This window comes from Candidatus Pelagibacter sp. (assembly GCF_052049815.1).
Lineage (GTDB): Bacteria > Pseudomonadota > Alphaproteobacteria > Pelagibacterales > Pelagibacteraceae > Pelagibacter.
Genome location: NZ_JBNGZG010000019.1, coordinates 1 through 23603 on the forward strand (window position 1 = coordinate 1; position 23603 = coordinate 23603).

25 protein-coding genes and 1 pseudogene are annotated in these 23603 nt (G+C 29.6%); 20 read left to right on the forward strand and 6 right to left on the reverse strand.

Features of this window, described 5'->3' with window-relative positions; all coding sequences use genetic code 11:
- The 4 genes and pseudogenes from ACTT9D_RS04635 to ACTT9D_RS04650 form a co-directional block, all read left to right on the forward strand.
- Window positions 1-802: pseudogene (locus tag ACTT9D_RS04635) on the forward strand (glycosyltransferase family 39 protein); the annotation flags it as partial.
- On the forward strand, window positions 803-1672 hold the full coding sequence (locus ACTT9D_RS04640) for a glycosyltransferase family 2 protein (protein ID WP_440930647.1): 870 nt from the start codon (window positions 803-805) through the stop codon (window positions 1670-1672).
- Window positions 1673-1681: 9 nt separating this feature from the next.
- The gene (locus tag ACTT9D_RS04645) at window positions 1682-3121 is read left to right on the forward strand and encodes a DUF1800 family protein (protein ID WP_440930648.1); all 1440 of its coding nucleotides are present in this window, start codon (window positions 1682-1684) and stop codon (window positions 3119-3121) included.
- Window positions 3118-4269: a DUF1501 domain-containing protein gene (locus tag ACTT9D_RS04650; RefSeq protein WP_440930649.1), complete on the forward strand. Its 1152-nt coding sequence runs from the start codon at window positions 3118-3120 to the stop codon at window positions 4267-4269. The genes ACTT9D_RS04645 and ACTT9D_RS04650 overlap by 4 nt, the downstream gene beginning before the upstream one ends.
- On the opposite strand, the gene ACTT9D_RS04655 is transcribed toward ACTT9D_RS04650, so the two are convergent.
- Window positions 4266-5546, reverse strand: a complete 1281-nt coding sequence (locus ACTT9D_RS04655) for a Y-family DNA polymerase (protein ID WP_440930650.1) — start codon at window positions 5544-5546, stop codon at window positions 4266-4268. The two genes, ACTT9D_RS04650 and ACTT9D_RS04655, sit on opposite strands and share 4 nt — an antisense overlap.
- Window positions 5524-5919 (reverse strand): LexA family protein, encoded by a 396-nt coding sequence (locus ACTT9D_RS04660; protein ID WP_014952829.1) that lies wholly within the window; start codon window positions 5917-5919, stop codon window positions 5524-5526. The genes ACTT9D_RS04655 and ACTT9D_RS04660 overlap by 23 nt, the downstream gene beginning before the upstream one ends.
- Window positions 5920-6091: 172 nt before the next feature.
- Here ACTT9D_RS04660 and ACTT9D_RS04665 point away from each other — a divergent pair, with 172 nt between their 5' ends.
- The 6 genes from ACTT9D_RS04665 to alaS all read left to right on the forward strand — a co-directional run bounded on the left by ACTT9D_RS04665 (window position 6092) and on the right by alaS (window position 12924).
- Window positions 6092-6289 (forward strand): hypothetical protein, encoded by a 198-nt coding sequence (locus ACTT9D_RS04665; RefSeq protein WP_440930651.1) that lies wholly within the window; start codon window positions 6092-6094, stop codon window positions 6287-6289.
- Between the two features lie 10 nt (window positions 6290-6299).
- Entirely contained in the window at window positions 6300-6665 is a 366-nt protein-coding gene (locus ACTT9D_RS04670; protein ID WP_440909162.1) for a GFA family protein, read from the forward strand.
- 3 nt (window positions 6666-6668) lie between these two features.
- Window positions 6669-7598, forward strand: a complete 930-nt coding sequence (locus ACTT9D_RS04675; RefSeq protein WP_440930652.1) for a uridine kinase — start codon at window positions 6669-6671, stop codon at window positions 7596-7598.
- The gene (locus ACTT9D_RS04680; RefSeq protein WP_440930653.1) at window positions 7595-8890 is read left to right on the forward strand and encodes a TolC family protein; all 1296 of its coding nucleotides are present in this window, start codon (window positions 7595-7597) and stop codon (window positions 8888-8890) included. Before ACTT9D_RS04675 ends, ACTT9D_RS04680 begins: the two co-directional genes overlap by 4 nt.
- Before the next feature lie 107 nt (window positions 8891-8997).
- Window positions 8998-10155, forward strand: a complete 1158-nt coding sequence (recA, locus tag ACTT9D_RS04685) for a recombinase RecA (RefSeq protein WP_440930654.1) — start codon at window positions 8998-9000, stop codon at window positions 10153-10155.
- A 102-nt stretch (window positions 10156-10257) separates the two neighbouring features.
- Window positions 10258-12924 carry an alanine--tRNA ligase gene (gene alaS / locus ACTT9D_RS04690; protein ID WP_440930655.1) on the forward strand — a complete coding sequence of 889 codons (2667 nt, stop codon included), beginning with the start codon at window positions 10258-10260 and terminating at the stop codon, window positions 12922-12924.
- Here the strand turns inward: alaS and ACTT9D_RS04695 are convergent.
- The gene (locus ACTT9D_RS04695) at window positions 12916-14130 is read right to left on the reverse strand and encodes an NADP-dependent isocitrate dehydrogenase (RefSeq protein ID WP_440930656.1); all 1215 of its coding nucleotides are present in this window, start codon (window positions 14128-14130) and stop codon (window positions 12916-12918) included. The genes alaS and ACTT9D_RS04695 overlap by 9 nt on opposite strands.
- A 73-nt stretch (window positions 14131-14203) precedes the next feature.
- Between ACTT9D_RS04695 and ACTT9D_RS04700 the strand changes: the two genes are divergently transcribed.
- Genes ACTT9D_RS04700 through panB form a run of 9 tightly spaced genes read left to right on the forward strand, consistent with a single transcriptional unit; the run spans window position 14204 to window position 21519 of the window.
- Window positions 14204-14851 (forward strand): phosphatidylserine decarboxylase, encoded by a 648-nt coding sequence (locus tag ACTT9D_RS04700; RefSeq protein ID WP_014952837.1) that lies wholly within the window; start codon window positions 14204-14206, stop codon window positions 14849-14851.
- Between the two features lie 3 nt (window positions 14852-14854).
- Window positions 14855-15664, forward strand: a complete 810-nt coding sequence (gene pssA, locus ACTT9D_RS04705; RefSeq protein ID WP_440930657.1) for a CDP-diacylglycerol--serine O-phosphatidyltransferase — start codon at window positions 14855-14857, stop codon at window positions 15662-15664.
- Window positions 15665-16576, forward strand: coding sequence for a glycosyltransferase (locus ACTT9D_RS04710; protein WP_440930658.1), 912 nt, complete (start codon window positions 15665-15667; stop codon window positions 16574-16576).
- Window positions 16577-17188, forward strand: a complete 612-nt coding sequence (locus tag ACTT9D_RS04715; protein WP_440930659.1) for an RlmE family RNA methyltransferase — start codon at window positions 16577-16579, stop codon at window positions 17186-17188.
- Between the two features lie 37 nt (window positions 17189-17225).
- A complete protein-coding gene (gene guaB / locus ACTT9D_RS04720) occupies window positions 17226-18299 on the forward strand; it encodes an IMP dehydrogenase (RefSeq protein WP_440930660.1) in 1074 nt (357 codons plus the stop codon).
- A complete protein-coding gene (locus ACTT9D_RS04725) occupies window positions 18299-18736 on the forward strand; it encodes a tetratricopeptide repeat protein (protein ID WP_440930661.1) in 438 nt (145 codons plus the stop codon). Before guaB ends, ACTT9D_RS04725 begins: the two co-directional genes overlap by 1 nt.
- The gene (guaA, locus tag ACTT9D_RS04730) at window positions 18726-20288 is read left to right on the forward strand and encodes a glutamine-hydrolyzing GMP synthase (protein WP_440930662.1); all 1563 of its coding nucleotides are present in this window, start codon (window positions 18726-18728) and stop codon (window positions 20286-20288) included. The genes ACTT9D_RS04725 and guaA overlap by 11 nt, the downstream gene beginning before the upstream one ends.
- A gap of 22 nt (window positions 20289-20310) precedes the next feature.
- Window positions 20311-20730, forward strand: a complete 420-nt coding sequence (locus ACTT9D_RS04735; protein WP_440930663.1) for a VOC family protein — start codon at window positions 20311-20313, stop codon at window positions 20728-20730.
- Between the two features lie 12 nt (window positions 20731-20742).
- Entirely contained in the window at window positions 20743-21519 is a 777-nt protein-coding gene (gene panB, locus ACTT9D_RS04740; protein WP_440930664.1) for a 3-methyl-2-oxobutanoate hydroxymethyltransferase, read from the forward strand.
- On the opposite strand, the gene ACTT9D_RS04745 is transcribed toward panB, so the two are convergent.
- The 3 genes from ACTT9D_RS04745 to ACTT9D_RS04755 are packed head-to-tail and all read right to left on the reverse strand — an operon-like array spanning window position 21516 to window position 23428.
- Window positions 21516-22127, reverse strand: a complete 612-nt coding sequence (locus tag ACTT9D_RS04745; protein WP_440930665.1) for a YjbE family putative metal transport protein — start codon at window positions 22125-22127, stop codon at window positions 21516-21518. The genes panB and ACTT9D_RS04745 overlap by 4 nt on opposite strands.
- Window positions 22128-22166: 39 nt before the next feature.
- Complete coding sequence (locus ACTT9D_RS04750; RefSeq protein WP_440930666.1) at window positions 22167-22655, reverse strand: tetratricopeptide repeat protein; 489 nt, start codon at window positions 22653-22655, stop codon at window positions 22167-22169.
- Window positions 22652-23428: a 5-oxoprolinase subunit PxpA gene (locus tag ACTT9D_RS04755; RefSeq protein WP_440930667.1), complete on the reverse strand. Its 777-nt coding sequence runs from the start codon at window positions 23426-23428 to the stop codon at window positions 22652-22654. The genes ACTT9D_RS04750 and ACTT9D_RS04755 overlap by 4 nt, the downstream gene beginning before the upstream one ends.
- A gap of 24 nt (window positions 23429-23452) precedes the next feature.
- Here ACTT9D_RS04755 and ACTT9D_RS04760 point away from each other — a divergent pair.
- Window positions 23453-23603: carboxyltransferase domain-containing protein (locus ACTT9D_RS04760; protein WP_440930668.1), on the forward strand; the 151-nt coding region annotated here is incomplete at its 3' end.

Here is a 23603-nt window from a genome sequence, read left to right on the forward strand (position 1 = left end):
GTTTGATTTTAAGTATATTATTATTTTAGAAGTTGTCTTAATTTTATTAGTGCCTCATTTTATATGGTTGAGTGAAAATAATTATATTACTCTTACTTATGGAGTGGCTCGAACTGGTTTTGAAGAAAAAGAATTAATTGATCACATAAAATATCCATTATCATTTATAGGAAAACAAATTGGAATTTTAATTCCATTTTTTTTATTAATTTTTACTTTAACTTCAAAATTAAAATTTAAGATTGATAAAAAAAACAAGAAGTTGATGTTTTTAATTTTTATATCTGTATTGCCAATATTTTTTATGTTTTTAACTTCACTGATTTCAGGTTCAAAGATAAGAACAATGTGGATGACACCATTTTATTTATTTTTTGGAGTTCTATTTATTGAGATCTATAAAAAACATATAAATTTAAAAAAATTAAATAAATTTTTTGTTATATTTTTTATTCTTTTATTTTTATCTCCATCTTTGTATGGATATATTTCAATAACTAAAGATAACAAAAGAACAGATTATCCCGGTAAAGAAATTGCTGAATTAGTTGAGAGACGATGGTCTAAAAATTTTTCAAATGAAATTAAATACGTTATAGGCGATGAATGGATTGCAGGTAATTTATCATATCACATGAGTTCAAGACCCATTTGGTTTCAAGACATAAAAGGAAAAGCAGACCAGCTAGATCCATCTGGTGGAATTGTTTATACCGGGAATGCGGATATTTTAAAACAAGTATGCCCCGGAGATTTTGGAAAGATAAAAAAACAAGGTTTTTGTATGATAGGCTCTAGGTAAATGAAAATTAAAATTCTAATACCAGTTTATAATGATTGGAAATCTGTTGCTAAATTATTAGGTGAGATTAATAGTCAACAAATAGACACAGCTCATGAGTTGTCAATAATAATTGTAAATGATGCTTCAAAACATGATCGAGAAGAAAATAAAGAAGAATTTGAAAACATTCATTCTGTTAAAATTTTAAATATGAAAATTAACCAAGGACATGCAAGATGCATAGCAACTGGTTTGAAATATATATTAGAAAAAGAAGAATTTGATTACGTAATTCCCATGGATGGTGACGGTGAAGATAGGCCAGAAGAGATTTTAGATTTTTTAAATATGATCAATAAAGTTGATAAAAAACCAATAGTTGGTGAAAGAGTAAAAAGATCAGAAAGTCTTTTATTTAAAGTTTGCTATAAAATTCATAAAATAATTACTCTTGTATTTACTGGTAAATTAATAAAATTTGGAAATTACACTTGTTTGCCAAAAAACGTCGTTGAAAAATTAGTGAATGAAAAAGCAACGTGGAATAGTTTCTCAGGATCTCTAGTAAAACTAGAATCTGATTTAGTGTCAATTCCATCAATTAGAGGATACAGATATTTTGGTCCTTCTCAAATGAGCTTTTCTAGATTAATAAAACATTCTTTGTCAATCATCAGTGTATTTAGAAAAACTGTTTTAATCCGTTCAGCTTTATTTATAGTTATCTATATTTTGTTAATTAAAGACCATGCTTCTATAATTACTTTGATACCATTCTTATTTCTATTGTATCTTGTATATTCAGTTTCAAATTTAGCGTTAAGAGAGAATATTGATGAATATAATAACTCTTTAAGTAACATTGAAAGTATTACTAAAATAAAATAATCTTTTCTGGTGAAAAGTTTCATTAGAAAAGTTGGTTTCGGATTGGGACTTAATGATGAAATTCCCAATGATCCATTAAAATGGGCTACTGATCAATTTAATGAAATACCAAATATCTCTTGGCAAGGAAAAATTTACAAAGAAAAAGAACTAAGAAAACACTATAGAGATTGGGTTTATAATGACCGTAAAGTTTTAAGAAAAAAATACAAAAATGATAAAACTTTATATAAAGTAAAAAAAGATCAACTTAGAAAAGATACAGGTCAAAAATTCTGGGAGTCTTTAGAAATAAGCATTCGACACAATGAAGCAATAAATAGTACACATCCTGTGTTCACAAAGCTTTGGATGTTTTGGGGTAATTTTTTTGCAATTAGTGAAAAAGATTTTTTAGCAAATTATTCAACAGGTCCTTATCAAAGAGAAATTATTAGAGCAAATATGGATCAAACTTTTGAAAAAATGGTTAATGAAGTAACTACTTCATGGGCCATGATACATCATTTGGATAATACTGAAAGTGCCGGGCCTAATAGTGTTACAGCAAAACAAGATTGGAGAAGAAGAAAAAAAGAACCAGCAACTATTAATGAAAATCATGCAAGAGAATTATTAGAATTACATACTGTTTCACCCAAAGCAGGATATGCACAAGATGATGTAATTTTTTTAGCTGAAATCATGACAGGTTGGCAACAAAAGTGGAGCAAAACTCAATTGGAAACGGGCAATGTTTGGTTTAATTCAGAATACCATCAGCCTGGAAAAAAAAATGTATTAGGTAAAGAATATAAAAGTGGAAAAAAAGGATTAAAAACAGTTATTAAAGATTTAGTTAACCATCCTAATTGTAGAGATTTTGTTGCAACAAGATTATGTAGATTTTTAATTACAGATGAACCAACAGAGGAGATGAAAAAACCTATTATTGAGACCTTTAAAAAATCAGATGGACATTTACCTGAAATACATAAGGCAGCAATTAAAGTTGCTTTTGAATATAACAAAAAATTTAAAAAGTTTCAAACGCCTGAAAATTGGTTCATACAAGTTGCAAAAATAGGTAATTTAGATTGGCCACCTTCTCCAGAAGTTATGGATAGTTATGAATTAGGAACAGCTCCCACAAGAAAACAAAGATCACCAGAGAGAATACTTTGGGAAATTGGACATCATCCTTATAGAGCAAAACAACCAAATGGTTGGTCAGATTTTTCAGAAGATTGGATGTCTCCAGAACTATTAATTAGAAGACTTGTTTATGCACAATTAAGTTATTCATTCATGAAAGCTGAAACAAGAGATAACCCTGAAGAATTTTATCAAAATATCGTTGAGAAAAATTTTGATAATCCAAGTAAAATAATGGAATATTTAAATAAAAAAAGTAGAGCTGTTGAAAAACATACATTACTTTTTAATCACCCGGAGTTTTTAAGATCATGAAGATATCTAGAAGGAATTTTTTAAAAACATCAGCACTTACATCTCTATATTTTGCTGGTTTTGGTTTACCATCTTTAGCAAATTCAGGATCAAAAAAGAACTTAGTGATTATAATGTTGCGTGGAGGTATGGATGGTCTTTGTGCAATTCCTATTAAAGGAGACAAAGATTTTGAAAAAATGAGAAGTAAAATTAATCTTGATAGAACTTTACCATTAACCTCTGACTTTGATTTACATCCAGCATTAGAAACTTTCAAAAATCTTTGGGATAAAAATGAGAGTGCAGCAATTCATGCAACTAATATTCCATATACTGGTAGATCACATTTCGATGGTCAAAATTTAATGGAATCAGGTGGTAAAATTCCTTATCAAGAAAAGACAGGTTGGCTTGGTAGGGGTATGAAAATTGCAGGTTTATCTGGAAATGGATTAGCTTTAGCTCTTCCGATGCCGTTATTAATCAGAGGCGTTCCTATGAATAACAATTATTTTCCAGTAGGTCATAAATTACCTTATCCAACAACACTTCAAATTATTCAAAACGCTTACAAGGAATATGATGAAAAACTTTTATATGAAAATTTAGAAATAGTTAGAACTAGAAAATTAAGTAACACTGGAAGTGACAAAGCTTGGATTTTAGCAACTAATGCTGGAACAGAATTATCTAAACCAGATGGTCCAAGAGTAGCAGTTTTTGAAGTAGATGGTTTTGATACTCATGCTGCCCAAGGTGCAACTAATGGAGCTCATGCAGACTGTCTTTCTGATTATGATGATATTATCAAATCTCTCAAACACTCTATGACCAAAGATGCTTTTGATAAAACATTAATTTTAACTTTAACTGAGTTTGGGAGAACAATTAGACAAAATAGCAGTAATGGCACAGAACATGGTTATGGTTCAGCTATTTTGATGTCTGGAGGATTGCTCAAGAAAGCACAAGTTTATGCAGATTGGCCTGGATTAAAAAGAAAAGAGCTATTTGAAGGAAGAGATTTAAATTCAACAATTGATGCAAGATCAATTTATGCTTCTGCAATGTCTACAGTATTTGATGTAGATTTTAAACGTATTCAAAAAGAAGTTTTCTGGGGAGATAATCTTCAAGATTATTCTGATAAACTTTTTAAAGTTTAGATAGCTTTTATTTTGGGTAAACTGTAAAAATCAGCAGTATCTATTTTAGAAGAATAATTTCTTCTCATATTCCATTTTTTATGAACTCCTGCGCTTGCAAGGCTTAGTGTAGATCTTCCATATCTATGATTGGTGCTATCAATAGATCTCATTAGACTATTTATTTTTTCATCTTTTTCTGATGAGAATAAATTTTTTCTTCCATCATCTTCTCTAAGTCCTGTTAACATTACACCTGCTTTTTGATATCGATAACCATTCCTGAATATACTTTCAAGTATTGCAACTGCTGTTTTAACAGTTTCAATACTGTTATTAGTTGCTATTGGAAAATCAATTGTTTTTGAATTTGAGTAATATCCATAATCTCTTTGAAAAGGACTTGTTCTAACAAATACTGTAATTGCTTTTGCAACTAAAGACTCTAATCTTATTTTTTCAGATGCATTTAAACAGTAATTAGAAACAGCTTCTTTTAATTCTTGAAAAGTTTCTATTCTTTTTCCAAATGATCTCGATACAACACAACTTTTTCTTTTTGTTTGTGTTGTTTCTAAATTAATACAAGGAATGCCCCTAAGTTCCATCGCAGTCCTTGAGCTTAAAACATTGGAGCATTTTTTGATCCAAGTGTTAGATTTATTTTTAAGCTGCTTAGCATTGTAAATTCCATTTTTTTGATAAAATTTTGTAAGCTGTCTACCAACACCCCAAACATCATTAATTTCTATTTTTTCTAATATTGGATCTAAGTTTTCAATACCAATTAAACTCGTAACTCCAGATTGTTTTTTCTTTGCAATATGATTTGCAATTTTACTTAGAGTTTTGGTTTTAGCAATTCCAATGCTAGTCGGTATACCTGTCCATTGTAGAACAGTTTCTCTAATTTCTTTTCCTACTCTTTCTACGTCTTCATCAGAAAAATTTGATAAGTCCATAAACGCTTCATCAATTGAATAAACTTCTATTTGTGAATTAAATCTTTTTAGAGTTCTCATCACTCTTCTAGACAAATCACCATACAAAGAATAATTCGATGAAAAAACTTGAACATCATTTTTAATGATAATATTTTTTGCTTTAAAATAAGGCTCACCCATTTTGATACCTAAAGCTTTTGCTTCATTTGATCTTGAAATGATACAGCCATCATTATTTGATAAAACAACAACTGGTTTTTTTCTTATCTTAGGATTGAACAATCTTTCACAAGAAACATAAAAAGAATTACAATCAACTAAAGCTATCTTTTTAGTATGTTGAATGGATGACATAAGTTACAACCCCCCAAATAAAAATATCTTGTTCTTCATTAATTAAAATTCTGTCAGAAAACTCTTTTGATCCTGAAGTTAAAAATTTTTTATCTTTTTCTTGAACTAAAGTTTTAACAACTAGCTCATCATGAACATTTGCAATAACAGTTGAAAAATTTTTTGGTTTTAAACTTTTATCTACAACTAATAGATCGCCATCGTTGATACCTACATCAACCATTGATTTTCCTTGAACCCTGATAATGAAAGTAGCGGGAACGTTTTTTATTAGATGCATATTAAGATCAATATCTTCTTCAATGTAATCTGTTGCAGGAGAGGGAAACCCAGCGCCCGCTTTATGTAAGTAATATGGAATAGTTAATTTCATGTTCTTGTTTTGTTCTATTTTATAGACTATTTATTCAATACACTCAATAGGTTGTATTTTGAGTCCGTAATTGAATCAAAAGTGAATCAAAACGTGAACATCCAAAACAACATTTAGTGGACATGTGGATAACTTTTACAATAAGTAGTCAGTTAGAAACTAAAGGAAAATTATGATTTGTATAAAAACAGATGTTCCAAAAGAGCTAAATGAAATAGATGATGAGTTAAAAGCAATTTATCATAGTAAAGACACCGTTTGTTTTTTCATATTAAAAACAAGAGAGTTAAGAAATAAATTTATAGAAGAAACAAAAGGAATGAATAAAAGTGAGAGAGAAAAAATTTACGAACAATACAATAACCAATAGGAATTAATTTATGAAAAAACTAACATGTCACTGTGGAGCAGTTGAAGCAGAAATAAATATAAGTGGAGATTTAGAGAAAGTTGTTAAGTGTAATTGCTCTATTTGTAAAAGAAAAGGTGCAGTGATGTCTATGGTTAAAAATGAAGATTTTAAAATTACCAAAGGTGAAGACAAATTAAAACTTTACCAATTTCACAGTAAAATCGCTAAACATTACTTTTGTTCTGTTTGTGGAATTTATACACATCATAATCCTAGAAGTAATCCAGCAATGACCGGTTTTAATGTTGGTTGCGTAGATGAAATAGATACTTTTAAGATGAATGATATAGCAGTTTTAGATGGAAATAATCATCCGTTAGATCAAAAAAAATAATCTATGAAAATTACTGATGAGTGTTTTAGTAAAGTAAAAAAAGATTGTTTTAAATTTATTAAATCACAAGAAACATTAACAGAAAAATTTAAAGGTAAAGAAAAGATGTTAAAGTCTTTTTTAATACCTTTGTGTGATTGGATTGCACAAAAAGCAGATAAAAAAAGACCATATTTTGTGGGATTAGCAGGAGGCCAAGGGACAGGCAAAACAACAATCAGTTCTTTGATATCCATTATTTTAAAAAAATATTTTAAGAAAAATGTATTTAGAGTTTCAATTGATGATTTCTATAAAACAAGAAAAGATAGATTAAAATTATCAAAATCTATTCACCCAATGTTAATGACAAGAGGTGTGCCTGGTACACATGATTTAAAACTCATGCAAACCTTTTTTAAAAATGTAAAACAAAAGAGTTTTAAGTCTATTAAAGTTCCAAAGTTTGATAAATCAGTTGATGATCGTTACCCAAAAAAAAAATGGTATAATATAGATAAAAAACCTGACATTATAATTTTTGAAGGTTGGTGTGTTGGAGCTAGATCAGAGACAAATAAAACTTTAAAAAAATCAATCAATTCTCTTGAAAAGACTAAAGATGCAAACTTAATTTGGAGAAAATATGTTAATAAGCAACTTAAAACTAAATATAAAAAATTATATTCTCAATTAAATTGTCTAGTTTATTTAAAAGCGAAAGATTTTTTATTATTACAAAAATGGAGATTAAAACAAGAACACAAGTTATGGTTAACAACAAAAAATAAATCTAATAATAAAATAATGAGCAAAGGTGATGTAATAAATTTTATGCAAACTTATCAAAGGATAACTGAAAACATGTTTAAGAAAGCTCCAAAATATGCCTCAATTATAATGAATTTAAATAGTAACCATATTATCAAAACTGCAGTATATAAAGATAAATGAAAAAAATTTTAACACTTACTTTTGCGCTATTATTCTTTTGCGGAAATGTTTATGCAGAAAGTTTTACATCTGCACTAAAGAAAGCATATAAAAATAATTCTGAATTAAATGCGGAAAGAGAAAATATAAATGTCTCTGAACAAGAACTTAATGTTTCAAAAAGTAATTATTTACCATCTGTAACCCTAAGTGGAAGCAAAAGTCAGCAAGAAACAAATAAACTTACAAACCAATCTGGTGGAAATGCAGCAATTAATGATGTGGATCCAACTACTAAATCATTAACAGTAACACAAACCTTAATTGATTTTGGTAGAGGTGCTGAATATGAAAAGAAAACTATTGGTATAGATCTTGCAAAAGCAAAACTTTTGAAAAAAGAGCAAGATATTCTCTTTAAATCTGTTGAAGCATATACTGGATTGATTGTAGCAAATGAAAAACTAAACATTAATAGGGACAATGTTAATTTGTTAGAAAGACAAGTTGAGTCAGATCAAATTAAACTTGAAAGGGGACAATCTACACTTTCAGATGTTGCTCAATCAGAATCTTCATTAGCAGGTGCCCAAGCTAAGTTAATACAAGCTGAAAATGATTTATTAACTAGTAAGCTAAATTATGAGAATGTAATTGGTCCATTATCTGATCCAAAATCGTTAGAAAAAAAATCGATTTTTGATGTAAATCTTCCAATAGATCTTAATTCAGCAATCAATAAATCTAAAATTAATAATCCGGATCTAATCATAGCTCAGTTAGAATACGAGCAGTCAAAAAAAGATACTTTTTCAGCAAAATCAGACTTAGCACCTTCAGCAACCTTGTCTTTGGATAGAACTTATGTTGAAGATTTGAGCTCTACTTATGATGAAAGAGAGAGAGACACTGTTACAGCTACTGTCACATGGCCATTTTTTTCAGGAGGAAAAAATCTTGCTTCAATTAGAAAAAATCAAAGTTTAGAGTTTAGAAAAAAATTATTATTAGATGATATGATAAAAAAAAATGAAACTTCAGTTTCAAGTGCATGGTCCTCATATCAGTCCAACAAAAGTTTATTAAATTCTGTTCAATCACAAGTACGAGCTGCTGAAATAGCTAATGAGGGAATTGTTGCAGAATATAACAGTGGTTCAGGAAGAACGACTTTAGATGTTATTCAATCCAACGCTCTTCTCTTAAATGCGCAAATTTCTTTAGCCGATTCTGAAAGAAACTATATCCTTTCCCAATTCAATTTACTTAAGAGTATTGGTTTATTGAATAGTGATTACTTAAAAATCAAATAATTTGGGCTTTTTTGGATAATAGAACATTCTCTATTGCTAATGAGAACAAAATGTGTACATTTAAATCATGATTCGACTGTTAAAAAACGTAAAAAAAAAGGCAAAAAATGACTAAAAGTAATTTAAAGGTAGTGAAATCTACTAAAGATCAAGAAATGGATTTAAAAGAAAAAAATAAGGCGTTAGACGCTGCTATCAGTCAAATAACTGATAATTTTGGTAAAGGCTCAGTAATGAAGCTTGGAGAGAAAAGAGCTATGGATGTTGAGTCTGTATCTACAGGTTCTCTAAGTTTAGACTTAGCTCTAGGAATAGGTGGTTTACCAAAGGGAAGAATTATTGAAGTATATGGACCTGAATCTTCAGGAAAAACAACTTTAGCATTGCAAGTTGTTGCTGAAGCTCAAAAATCAGGTGGAATTTGTGCATTCGTTGATGCAGAACATGCTTTAGACCCAGTTTACGCTAAAAAACTAGGTGTAAATACTGAAGAATTATTAATTTCTCAGCCAGATACTGGTGAGCAAGCTTTAGAAATCGCTGATACACTAGTAAAATCAGGCTCAATTTCAGTTATAGTTATCGACTCTGTTGCAGCTTTAACCCCTAAAGCTGAGATCGAAGGTGAGATGGGAGATCATCATGTTGGTCTTCAATCAAGATTAATGAGTCAGGCTTTAAGAAAATTGACTGGTTCAATTTCAAACACAAATACAATGATGATTTTCATTAACCAAATCAGAATGAAAATTGGAGTTATGTTTGGAAGTCCTGAAACTACATCAGGTGGTAATGCTCTTAAGTTTTATTCATCTGTAAGAATGGATATTAGAAGAATTGGTGCTATCAAAGATAAAGATGAAATCATTGGTAACACAACAAGAGTAAAAGTTGTTAAAAACAAAGTTGCACCACCATTCAAAGTTGTTGAATTTGATCTTATGTACGGAAGAGGAATTAGCAAAATGGGTGAGCTAGTAGACTTAGGTGCTAAGGCAGATATTATTGAAAAATCAGGTGCTTGGTATGCATATAAAGGTGAGAAAATTGGACAAGGAAGAGAAAATGCTAAAACTTTCTTAGCACAAAATCCTAAAATTGCTGCTGAAGTAGAACTGGCTATTAGAGAAAAAGCTGGTGTGATTTCTAAAAAAATTGAAGGAAATCCATTAGATCCTGAAAAAGTAGAAAAAGAGAAAAAAGGCACTACTGCTAAAGAAGCAAAAGAAATAGCAGCAGAACCTGCATCTACTAAAAAGAATTAATTTATAGGTCATCTTTAAATTATAAAGGCGCTTAGAAATAAGCGCCTTTTTCCCATTTTAACCAATCTAGACATAAAATAAAAAAGCTGTATTTTAAAAAATATGGCTAATAAAACACTAAATCAGATTAGGACAACATTCTTGGAATATTTTGAAAAGAATGATCATAGAATAGTTGAGTCTAGTAATTTAGTACCCAACAATGATCCAACACTGATGTTCGCGAACTCAGGAATGGTGCAATTTAAGAATGTCTTTACAGGCTTAGAAAAAAGAGATTATAAAAGGGCGACCACTTCACAAAAATGTGTAAGAGCCGGCGGAAAGCACAATGACTTAGAGAATGTTGGTTATACACCAAGACACCACACATTCTTTGAAATGTTGGGAAATTTTTCATTTGGTGATTATTTCAAGGAACAAGCAATTCATTATGCATGGAATTTAATTACTAAAGATTTTGGAATTGATAAGAATAGACTTTATGTAACTGTTTTTCATGAGGATGATGAAGCGTTTAATTTTTGGAAAAAAATTGCAGGCTTTAATGATGATAGAATAATTAGAATTGCGACATCTGATAATTTTTGGTCGATGGGTGATACAGGTCCATGTGGTCCTTGTTCTGAAATATTTTATGATCATGGTGATCATTTGAAAGGTGGTTTGCCAGGAACACCAGATGAAGATGGAGATAGGTTCATAGAAATCTGGAACTTGGTATTCATGCAATACGAACAGATTTCAAAAGATAAAAGAATTAATTTACCAAAGCCTTCAGTTGATACTGGAATGGGACTTGAAAGAATTGCAGCTCTTCTTCAAGGAACTCATGACAATTATGAAACGGATCACTTTAAAAAATTGATAGCAGCAACTGAAAATGAAGTTAATAAAAAATCTAGTAAAGAAAATCTTTCTAGTTTTAGGGTTATAGCTGATCATTTAAGAGCAAGCTCATTTTTAGTTGCAGAAGGTGTTCTTCCTTCCAATGAGGGAAGAGGATATGTATTGAGACGAATAATGAGAAGAGGAATGAGACATTCTCATATGCTGGGATCTAAACAACCTGTTTTCTCAAAATTGTTTGAAACTTTATTACAAGAAATGTCTGGAAATTATCCCGAATTAAAAAGAGCTGAATCATTAATAAAAGAAACACTTAAAATGGAAGAAGAGAAGTTTTTAGTTTTACTCGATAGAGGTATCAAGATACTTAATGAGGAGATTTCAAAAATTGACAAGGTCTTACCAGGCGATGTGGCCTTTAAATTATATGAAACCTATGGTTTTCCAATTGACTTAACTGAAGATATTTTAAAATCTAAATCACTTAAATTTGATAAAGAGAGATTTGGTGAACTGATGCGAGAAAGTATTGCTCTTGCAAGAAAAAATTGGAAAGGATCTGGTGATAGTGCTGTTGAACAAGTTTGGTATGGAATTAAGGAAAAACATGGTGCAACTGAGTTTATAGGATACGAAAATGATCAAGCACAAGGTGTTGTTAAAAGTTTATTAAAGAGTTCAAAAGAAGTCACTGTTTTAAGTGAAGGTGATGAAGGCATGATTATTGTTAATCAAACACCTTTTTATGGAGAGTCAGGTGGACAGGTTGGTGACACTGGCATGATTTCTAACGAGAACTTTAGATTTGAAGTAACTGATGTTCAAAAAAAACTAGGAGACTTATTTGTACATTATGGCAAAGTTTTATCAGGTTTTGTTAAAGTAGATGAGAATATTGAAATGAATATTGATATTGAGAGAAGAAATAATACTAGGGCTTATCACTCAGCAACACATTTATTACATGAGTCTCTAAGAAGAGTTTTAGGTGAGCATGTAACACAAAAAGGTTCTTTAGTAGAACCTGATAGATTAAGATTTGATTTTAGTCACATGAAACCAATAAGCTCAGAGGAAATTACAAAAATAGAAACATTTGTTAATGAAATGGTTCAAAATAAATCAGAAGTGAAGACAAGAATTATGTCACCGAAAGAAGCAGTAGAAGAAGGAGCTTTAGCACTCTTTGGTGAAAAATATGGTGATGAAGTTAGAGTTTTATCAATGGGAGATGAAAAGGATAAATATTTTTCTACAGAATTGTGTGGAGGAACACATGTTCGTAATACAGGAGATATTGGTAAATTCAAAATTATTAGCCAATCATCAATAGCAGCAGGTGTAAGAAGGGTTGAGGCTTTAAGAGACAAGCAATTAGAAAATTATTTAAAAAACCAAGAAAAATTATCTAATGAATCATCTGAAAAAAACGAAAAGATAATTAAAGAACTCTCAGAACAGATTATTAAACTTGGTGGTAAGCCAAATATTGATCAAGATGATCAAAAAATTTTAATTAAGAATTTAAACAAACAATTAGAAACACTCTCTAATAAATCAATTTTAACTGATACAAGTAAAAATGTAATTAAAGATGAAACAATTAATGGAGTGAAGGTTAGGTTTCAAAAGATTGAAGATTTACCTCCAAAAGAATTAAGAAAGTTAGCTGACAATGGTAAAAAAGATCTTAAAGATGGAATTGTATTAGTATTTGCAGTTAAAGATGGAAAGGTGGGTGTTGCAGTTGGCATAACAGAGTCGTTAACTTCAAAGTATGATGCGGTTGTTTTTGTAAAAGCATGTTCAGAGATTATTGGTGGAAAAGGTGGTGGCGGTAGAAAAGATTTTGCTCAAGCTGGCGGTCAAGATCCAAACAAAATAGATGAGGCTTTTGAGAAAATAAAAACTTTAGTTTAGTTTTTTCTTTAATCCAGCATCAATTGCATCTAAAAACTGATTAGTTGTAAGATATTTACTTGAAGGACCAATTAATATTGCAAGGTCTTTAGTCATTTCTCCATTTTCAACACATTCGACACAAACTTCTTCTAAGCTATTAGCAAATTTGATTAACTCGTCATTATTATCTAATTTTCCTCTGTGAGCCAAACCTCTAGTCCAAGCAAAAATTGATGCGATTGGATTTGTAGAAGTTTCTTTACCTTGTTGGTGCATTCTGTAGTGTCTTGTTACTGTACCATGAGCTGCTTCAGCTTCCATAACTTTACCATCTGGTGTTAATAAAGTACTAGTCATTAATCCTAAAGATCCATAACCTTGAGCCATAGTATCTGATTGAACATCACCATCATAGTTTTTGCATGCCCAAATATATTTTCCACTCCACTTCATTGCACAAGCAACCATGTCATCAATTAATCTATGTTCATAAGTTAAATTGTGTTTTTCAAATTCTGATTTAAATTCATTATCAAATACTTCTTGGAATATATCTTTAAATCTTCCGTCATATCTTTTTAAAATCGTATTTTTAGTAGACATGTAAACTGGCCACTTTTTAATTAGTCCATAGCTAAAACATGATCTCGCAAAGTCTTCGATTGATTTATCTAAATTATACATTGAAAGGGCAACACCTGGACCTGTAAAGTTGAATACCTCATATTTAAGTTCTTGTGACCCATCTTCAGATGTCCATTTAACTTCCATTTTGCCTTTACCCGGAACTTTAAAATCAGTGGCACGATATTGATCTCCGAATGCATGTCTTCCGATAATTACTGGATCAGTCCAAGAGGGAACAAGTTTTGGAATATTTTTACAAATTATTGGTTCTCTAAATACTGTTCCACCAATTATATTTCTTATTGTTCCGTTAGGGGATCTCCACATTTTTTTTAAAGCAAACTCTTCAACTCTAGCTTCATCAGGAGTAATCGTTGCACATTTTATGCCAACTCCAATTTTTTTAATTGCATTAGCTGAATCAATTGTAATTTGATCATCCGTATGATCTCTACTTTTCATACCTAAATCATAGTATTCAATCCCTAAATCTAGATATGGAAGTATCAGCTTGTTTTTAATAAATTCCCAGATAATTCTGGTCATTTCATCGCCGTCTAGCTCTACTACTGGATTTTTTACTTTGATTTTGCTCATTAATTTTTTATCTTATCAATTGAATTTCACGGTTTTATATACATATTAATCAAAAATTATCAATTAGAAGAAAATGTTTAGTAAAATATTTCCAAAAATTCATACAGAGGGTTATAGATTTTTAATCATATCAGGTGTGGCGACGCTTGTATTGTATGCTTTAAGTACTTTTTTAGGATTACTAGGATTAGTAATTACAATTTGGGTTTATTATTTTTTTAGAGATCCAGATAGAACTTCAATTAATGATGATAAGTATCTAGTAAGCCCCGCAGATGGTGAAATTATAAAAGTAGAAGAAGTTGATGGACCTAAAGAGTTAGGTCTAGAAGATAGAAAATTTAAAAAGATAAGCATCTTCATGAATGTTTTTGACTGTCATGTTAACAGAACTCCATGTAGTGGTAAAATAGATGAAATTTTATACAAACCTGGAAAATTTTTAAATGCATCACTTGATAAGGCTAGCGAAGATAATGAGAGAAACTATTATAAAATTAAAAATGTAGATGGCGAGGATATTATTGTTGTTCAGATAGCCGGATTAATAGCTAGAAGAATTGTTTGTGAGTCTTCAAAAGATCAAGAATTGAAACAAGGTGAAAGAATTGGAATGATAAGATTTGGAAGTAGAGCAGATGTTTATTATGAAAATTATGAGCCACTTGTAAAAATTGGACAAACAGCTGTTGCAGGTGAAACTTTACTTGCAAAAAAATAATTTATGGAAAAACCAAAAAATAATTTAAAAATTGTTACAGATCATAGAACAAGAGTAATTTTACCTAATATGCTAACGCTAATAGGAGTATGTATCGGTCTTACTTCAATTAGATTTGCACTAGATGGAAAATTTGAATTTGCAATTATTGCGATTTTATTTGCTGCATTAATTGATGGATTAGATGGAAGAATTGCTAGATTAATTAAAGGGACCTCAAAAGTTGGTAAAGAATTAGACTCTTTAACTGACATGATTAGCTTTGGAGTAGCGCCTGCATTTATCATGTATTTTTGGGTGATGAATAATCTTGGAAGATTAGGTTGGTTATTATGTTTAATTTATGTCGTATGTGTAGCTCTTAGACTCGCAAGATTTAATGTTAATTCAAATCAACAGCCATCATGGAAAGATAATTTTTTTGAAGGTGTGCCTTCTCCTGCAGGAGGAATATTAGTTATGACACCACTAATTTTTAGTTTAAGTGGATTAGATAAATTTTATATTTTCTCTCTAAACTACAATATACTGTCTGTTATTTTTTTCATTATAACTTCAATTTTATTAATTAGCAAATTTCCAACTTATTCATTTAAAAAAATTGTTATTAGAAGACGAACGACAATATTTTTATTATTTGGAATAATTTTATTTTTCGGATTATTATTAATTTATACTTTTGAAATTATAACAATAAGTTCCATAATATACCTTATGCTTTTACCTATAAGCTTCTTCCATTTTCAAAAACTTAAAAAGCAGCAAAAAGAGATAGAGAAAGATGAAAATGAAGATCTTGAAGATGTTCTTTAAATGAAGAAAAATGTAATTGTTTCATTAGCTGATGCAAATTATTTTGATTTATTAAATGAATTAGTAGACTCAATTAAAAGATTTAAAGAAAGCAAAGATGTTGCAATTTGTATTTTAGATGCAGGATTAACAGAAGAACAAAAAGAAAAATTAACTAAAAAAGTTGATGAAATAAAATCAGCAGAGTGGGATATCGAAGTTCCAGCATTTAAAGTAAGAGGAAAAGAGTGGCTTAAAAGCCAAGTATCAAGAGCTTTCTTGCCCAAATACTTTCCCAATTATGAGAAATATCTTTGGATTGACTGTGATGCTTGGGTCAATGATTGGAATACAGTAGAACTTTATTTTAAAGCTTGCGACAATGGTAAATTAGGAATTACTCAAACAATTGGACCAGGCTATAAAATTACCTCAAAAGTAAATTGGTTATTTGGCAAATTAGCTATTATTAAATCTCAAAATTTTAAACATGCGATTAAATCTAAAATTGGTTTTGAAAAAGCAAGAAAACTTGCTTTTGCACCTCACATTAATATTGGTGTTTTTTCTTTAGAAAAAAATTCACCAGGCTGGATTTCATGGCAAAAAAATTTAGAAATTACTCTAAAAGCAGGGAATATTTTTGGTTCTGAAGGACTGGCAATAAATATGTCTGTTTACATTGACGATTTAGATACTGAATTTCTTCCTTTAAATTGTAATTGGATTACCAGTAACTTGCTTCCAAAATATGATAATAAGGAAGACACCTTTGTTGAGCCATATTTACCTCATTATAAAATTGGTATAATGCATTTAGCAGCAGGAATTTGGCGTGATGGCAAAGACATGAGAGTAAATAAAGAGATTAAAATTGAAATTGATACAACCGAAAATACGACTGTTCTAAAAAGTCTTAGATATAATAATTAATTGAAAAAAAATAAAATTTCAAAAAATTGGGTCAATAAACAACGAAGAGATATTTACGTTAGACAATCAAAAATTGATGGCTACAGAGCACGTTCGGCTTACAAATTAATGGAGATAGATGAAAAGTTTTCGATATTCAAAGGTGGTCTTTCTGTAGTTGATATTGGAGCTGCACCTGGAAGCTGGTCTCAATACGCAGAAAAAAAAATTAAAAACGGCAAATTAATTTCCATAGATTTAAAGAAGATGGAACCATTGGGAAAGAGTGTTCAAATTCAAGGAGATTTCACAGAAGATAAAATAAAAGATGAAATTTTAAAATCTGCTGAAGGTAAAATTAATATTGTCATGTCTGATATGGCTGTAAATACCACAGGTATTAAAAATGTAGACGCTATTCAGACAGGGGAATTATGCATGGAAGCTATGATTTTTTCAAAAGATATACTGTTACAAGAAGGAAGCTTTATTTCAAAAATATTTATGGGTGGTTCTTTTAATGAAATAGTTGCTAAAGGTAAGGAAATTTTTAAAGAGGTTAAGGTTTTTAAACCAAAATCTAGTAGAAAAGACTCTAAAGAAAGCTTTATTATTTGTAAAAAATTAAGATAGAGACTTTAAATATAAAAGGAATCATATATAAATCGTTATGGATCCTATTAAAGAAGCTCTTACCTTTGACGATGTTACTTTAGCACCAAATTATTCTGAAGTGCTACCTTCAGAAGTTGACACGAGCATTAAACTTTCAAAAAATTTAAGCTTAAAAATACCTATTCTTACTTCTGCGATGGATACTGTTACAGAAAGTAAAATGGCAATTGCTATAGCAAAAGCTGGAGGAATTGGGATAATTCATAGAAATTTAGATATAAAAAAACAAGTTAGCGAAATCCAAAAAGTAAAAAAACAAAAGTTATTAGTTGGAGCTGCGGTTGGAGCAGGGCCTAATGAACATAAAAGAGCGGAACAAATTCTAAAAGAAGGTGTTGATTTAATTGTTGTCGATACAGCTCATGGACATACAAAGAAAGTGGGTGAGATAATTAAATTTATTAAAAAGAAAAAAACAAAAGTAACTTTATGTGCTGGTAATATTGCTACACCTGAGGCCGCAAAGTATTTATTAAATTTAGGAGTTGATATTATTAAAGTTGGAATTGGCCCAGGATCTATTTGTACTACAAGATTGGTTGCTGGAATTGGTGTACCTCAATTAAGTGCAATATTAGCTGTGAGAAATGGATTAAAAAATAAAAAAGCAATTATAATTTCTGATGGTGGAATTAAATATTCTGGAGATTTAGCTAAAGCTTTTGCTGCAGGTGCAGATGCAGTAATGATAGGGTCATTGTTTGCCGGAACAGATGAAACACCAGGAAAATTAATTATTAAGAATGGCAAAAAATTTAAAAGTTTTAGGGGTATGGGATCAGTAGGAGCAATGAATAAGGGATCTGCAGATAGATATTTTCAAAAAAAACAAAAAGATGCATCTAAATACGTTCCAGAGGGTGTTGAGGGATTTGTGAAATATAAGGGCAAAGTTGTAGATGTATTGTATAAACTTGTAGGTGGACTAAAATCATCAATGGGTTATTTAGGAGCAAAACAAATAAAGAATTTAAGAGACAAACCTAGATTTGTTAAGATTACAAAAGCAGGATTTTATGAAAGTATGGTTCATAATGTTGATCAAATTAAAGATGATAGGAAATATTAATGTCAAAAATAATTAAAACTTTATTAGCTACGTTTACTTTAGCAATATTAGCTAATTTTTCTTATGCAGATGACATCTATTATGATCAAGCAATAAAAAAATTTGATAAAAAAGATTATGATGAAGCAAAATTTTTACTGGAGAGAAATATTGTATTTAATCCAAAAGATGCAAAATCTTATTTATATTTAGCTAAAATATTTAAAGAAAAAGAAAATAAGAAAGAAGAAGAAAAAAATCTCAATACGACACTGCTTTTAGATCCAAGTAACGAAGATGCCACTCTTAGATTAATGGATATTGCAGTAGAAAATTCTAACTATTCAGAAGTAAAAGAGCTTTCAGAAAAATTTGTAAAAATTTGTAAAAGTTTATGCAAAGAAAATGAAAGAATTTTAGAGTCTCTAAAAGACTTAGAGCCGAAAAATGACTCTTAATCAAAACTTAGAAAAAATTATTATTATTGATTTTGGATCACAATTTACACAATTAATTGCAAGAAGAATAAGAGAAGCCAATGTTTTTTGTGAAATAGTAAGTCATAAAAAAGTTTCAATAAATCAAGTAAACAAAAATGTAAGAGGTCTCATATTATCTGGAGGTCCATTAAACGTATATCAAAATGATAAATTTTCATTTGATAAAAATATATTAAAGAAAAATTTACCAGTGCTTGGGATTTGTTTTGGGCATCAAATTTTATCAAAAAGCTTAGGAGGTAGAGTTAAGCAATCAAAACACAGAGAGTTTGGATTAGCAAATCTAATCAAAAATTCTAATAGTAAACTTTTAGATGGTTTTTTTGATAAGCAAAATAGATCTAGTGTTTGGATGAGTCATGCGGACCAAGTAACAAAAATTCCAAAATCATTTAAAATTATTGCAAAAAGTCAAAATTCAAAATTTGCAGCTGTTGAAGATAGTAAAAATAACTTTTATGGTGTTCAGTTTCATCCTGAGGTTACTCATACTCAAAATGGAAAAAAAATTATAAACAATTTTTTATTTAAAATTTGCAAAATTAAAAGGAATTGGAGTTCAAAAGATCAAAGATTAAGGCTAATTAAAGATATCAGAGATCAAGTTGGCAACGAAAAAGTTATTTGCGCATTATCAGGAGGTGTAGATAGTAGTGTGGTTGCGCAGTTATTAAATAAAGCCATTGGAAAAAAATTACATTGCATTTTTGTGAATACAGGACTTTTGAGAAAAAATGAAGAAACTCAAGTTGTCAAAACATTTAAAAGTAAACTTAAAATGAATTTAACATATGTTAATGCAGAAAAAGAATTTTTAGGAAAATTGAAAAATGTGACAGACCCTGAAAAAAAAAGAAAAATTATAGGAAATTTATTTATAAAAATATTTGAAAGATATTCTAAAAAGATAAAAAATGTAAAGTTTTTAGCTCAAGGAACTTTATATCCAGACTTGATAGAAAGCAAATCAGTTACAGGCAGTCAAACTTCAAAAATAAAATCGCATCATAATGTTGGCGGACTTCCAAAAAAAATGAAACTTAAACTAGTTGAGCCTTTAAAATTTTTGTTTAAAGACGAAGTGAGAAAATTAGGTTTAGAGCTAAAACTTAGTAAAGAAATTATATCTAGACATCCATTTCCAGGACCAGGTTTAGCAATAAGAATGCCAGGAAACATTACGCAAGAGAAAATAAAAATTCTAAAAGAAGCAGATGAAATCTTTATTAACGGTTTAAGGAAAAATAATCTTTATGATAAAATCTGGCAAGCTTATGCAGCACTTTTGCCAGTAAAGACAGTTGGTGTTATGGGAGATAATAGAACTTATGAGTATTTGTGTTTACTAAGAGCAATTACTTCGCAAGATGGTATGACAGCTGATTATTATGATTTTAAGAAATCATTTATTCAAGAAATATCAAACAAAATAGTAAATAGTATTAGAGGAATAAATAGAGTTGTTTATGACGTAACATCTAAACCACCAAGTACTATTGAACTGGAGTAAAAAAATATTATAAAATCTTTATATGAAATATTTACACACAATGATCAGGGTTTCTAATATAGAAGAAACTTTAAAATTTTTTTGTGATGGTTTGGGATTAAAAAAAATTAAAAGAATGGAAAATGAAAAAGGAAGATTTACTCTGGTTTTTTTGGCGGCTCCTAATGATGAAAATGCACAAATAGAATTAACCTATAATTGGGATGGCGATAACTTGGGAGATGGATCAAGAAATTTTGGTCATCTTGCATATAGAGTAAAAAATATCTACGAAACCTGCCAGAGATTAATGGATATGGGATACACAATTAACAGACCTCCAAGAGATGGTCATATGGCTTTCGTACGATCACCAGACAAAATATCAGTGGAACTTCTTCAAGAAGGAAATCTTGAACCTAAAGAACCATGGATTTCAATGCAAAATACTGGAACATGGTAGATTTGAAATCTAATGAAAAAAATTAAAAATTTATTATCAAAAAAGAATAAAGCTAAAGTTGTTTGTTTAACTGCTTATTCAAAAAATATTGCCCAAGAAATTGATAAATTTGTAGATGTGATTTTAGTTGGAGATTCTCTTGGATCAGTTCTTTATGATTTTGATACAACGAGATCAGTAACTTTGGAGATGATGATAAATCATTCAAAGAGTGTGAGAAAAGGAATTAATAAAAGTTTAATGGTAGTTGATATGCCTTACAATACTTACAGAAATAAATCTGAGGCATTAAAAAACTGCAAAAAAGTAATGAGAGAAACAAAATGTGATGCAGTTAAACTAGAAGGTGGAAATAAAAAGATAGTTGAAATAATTAAACATCTAATCAAAAACAAGATACCTGTAATGGGTCATCTTGGGCTATTACCGCAAAATGAAAGGGGTAAATTTACATTTAAAGGTAAATCTTCTAAAGAAAAACTAAGATTAATTAATGAAGCCAAAGAATTAGAGAACATAGGTGTTTTTGCAATTGTTTTAGAGTGTGTAGAGCGAAAATTGTCAAAAGAGATTACAGATCAAATTAAAGTTTTAACAATTGGTATAGGCGCTTCTCAACACTGTGATGGTCAAGTTTTAGTGACAGATGATATAATTGGTTTAACGAATTCAAAAATTAAATTTGTAAAGGAATTTGGGAATGTAAGAAAAACAATTAGAGATGCTGTTAAAAAATACAAAGCAGAAGTCAGAGCACTCAAATATCCGTCTAAGAAATATTTATATTAGAAAAATTTTTCAAAATTTTCATTTACTGAAAGAATTTCAAGATCGATCATTCCACCAATTAATAGCTGTAAAGCTACTAATAAAATTACAAAAAGACCCAAATAACCAATCCATTTATATTTCTTAATTTTTTCAGCAAAAAATCTTGCAAGCGTTCCAACAAAAACGACAGATAAGAATAATCCAAAAATTAATAGATTAATGTTATCTTTAGCAACTCCAACAATTCCAATTACATTGTCGAAACTTAAAGTTATGTCTGCGAATAGAACCTTGTATACGCTTTGAATATAGGATGGCTCTTTAGATGCTTTAGTAGGTGATTTTATTCTCTTTGTGCTGAATAAATCTGTTCTTAGATCATTTACAATCCAAATAAGTAGTAAGCCACCGAAAATTTTTACAAATGCAAAGCCAAATAGATAGGAAGCAAAAAAAGCAAAAATAATCCTAAATAATAGAGCACCGAACAGTCCCCACATTATTATTTGATATCGATGTTTAGGAGCAAAGCTTGCTGCAATTATACCTATTATAATTGCATTATCTGCAGCCATCACCAAATTGATGATGACCATTTGGCTTACGATTAAAAGTTGTTCTAACAATATAAATTATTTTATAATATTTTTACAAATATTCAAATTTTAGTATTTAGATTGTTTAGTGCCTTCAATAATTTCTTTTAACTCTGTATATTCTTCACAGTTACAACTTTTCAATATTTCAAGTCTTTCTCTAGCAAGATCCATTCTGTTTGTAGCAACATATAACTCACCAAGATATTCATTAATACCAACATGATTTGGTTCAATTGCTAATCCCTCAAGATAATATTTTTCTCCGTTTTTAAAGTCACCAATTTTTCTAGTTGTGAAACCTAAATAGTTTAAAGTATCAGCATTGTTAGGTTTTTTCTTATTTGATTTTAATAACAACTTTTGTGCTTTTGAATATTTTTTACTTGCCTTTTCAGTTTTGCCTTTTTTTTCATCTTTTTTTGCAGATTTAATTAATTTAACTGCTTGTTTGTAATTTGATAGTTTTGGCTGCGAGTCTCCTCCAGAAGATCCGGCTGCAAATGAGTTAGAAATATTTAAAATTAGAATTGTAAATATAATTAATAATTTTTTCATATGATAAATTTCTCCATCTTGTTTAAAGGCATTAACTTAAGCTTATTTTCTAAGAGGTTATCTCTTATCGATTTAGCAGTAGCTAAAGAACTATTATTATCACCATGTATGCATACAGAGTCTATTTCACAAGGTATTTGCTTTCCACTGTGACAATTAATAGCCTGATTTTGAACCATATTTAAAACATGTTTTTTTGCTTGTTCTGGATCTGTTATTAAAGCATGTGGTTTTTTTCTGGAAACTAAGTTGCCATCATCTTCATAATTTCTATCAGCAAATATTTCACAAGCAATTTTCATATTAAGGCTTTTTGCAGCTGTTTCCATTTTTGATCCTGTTGGAACTAAATAAATCAAATCTTTGTCTAATTCGTATATTACTTTAGCTAAAATTGTTGCAAGCTCTATATCTTCACATGCCATGTTATTTAAAGCGCCATGAGGTTTCATATGAGTTACATTTTCATTATTTTCTTGAGCAATTTTTTGCAGGATTTCATACTGATCTATAATCAATCTTCTAATTTCATTTTCTGATAAGTTCATTCGTTCTCTACCAAAATTATCTGGATCATTAAATGAAGGATGGGCACCGATACTGACACCTCTATTTTTAGAGATTTTAATAACTTCTCTCATAGTTTCTTCATCGCCAGCATGATAACCACAAGCAACATTTGCTGAGTTTACAATTTCTAATAAAGCTGGATCATTCTCATTAGAATGAAGTTTGGACTTTTCTCCTAAATCACAATTTATATTAATTTCCATAACTGATATAATTTATAACATTAAATGATTAAAAATATATTAAATCTTGGTGACTCTGCTGTATATTGTGATTTTGGTCCTGAAGTAAATAAAGAGACCAATCGAAAAGTAATTAATTATTTTAGATTTTTAAAGGAAAAAAATATTGATGGAGTTTTGAATTTAACTCCATCTT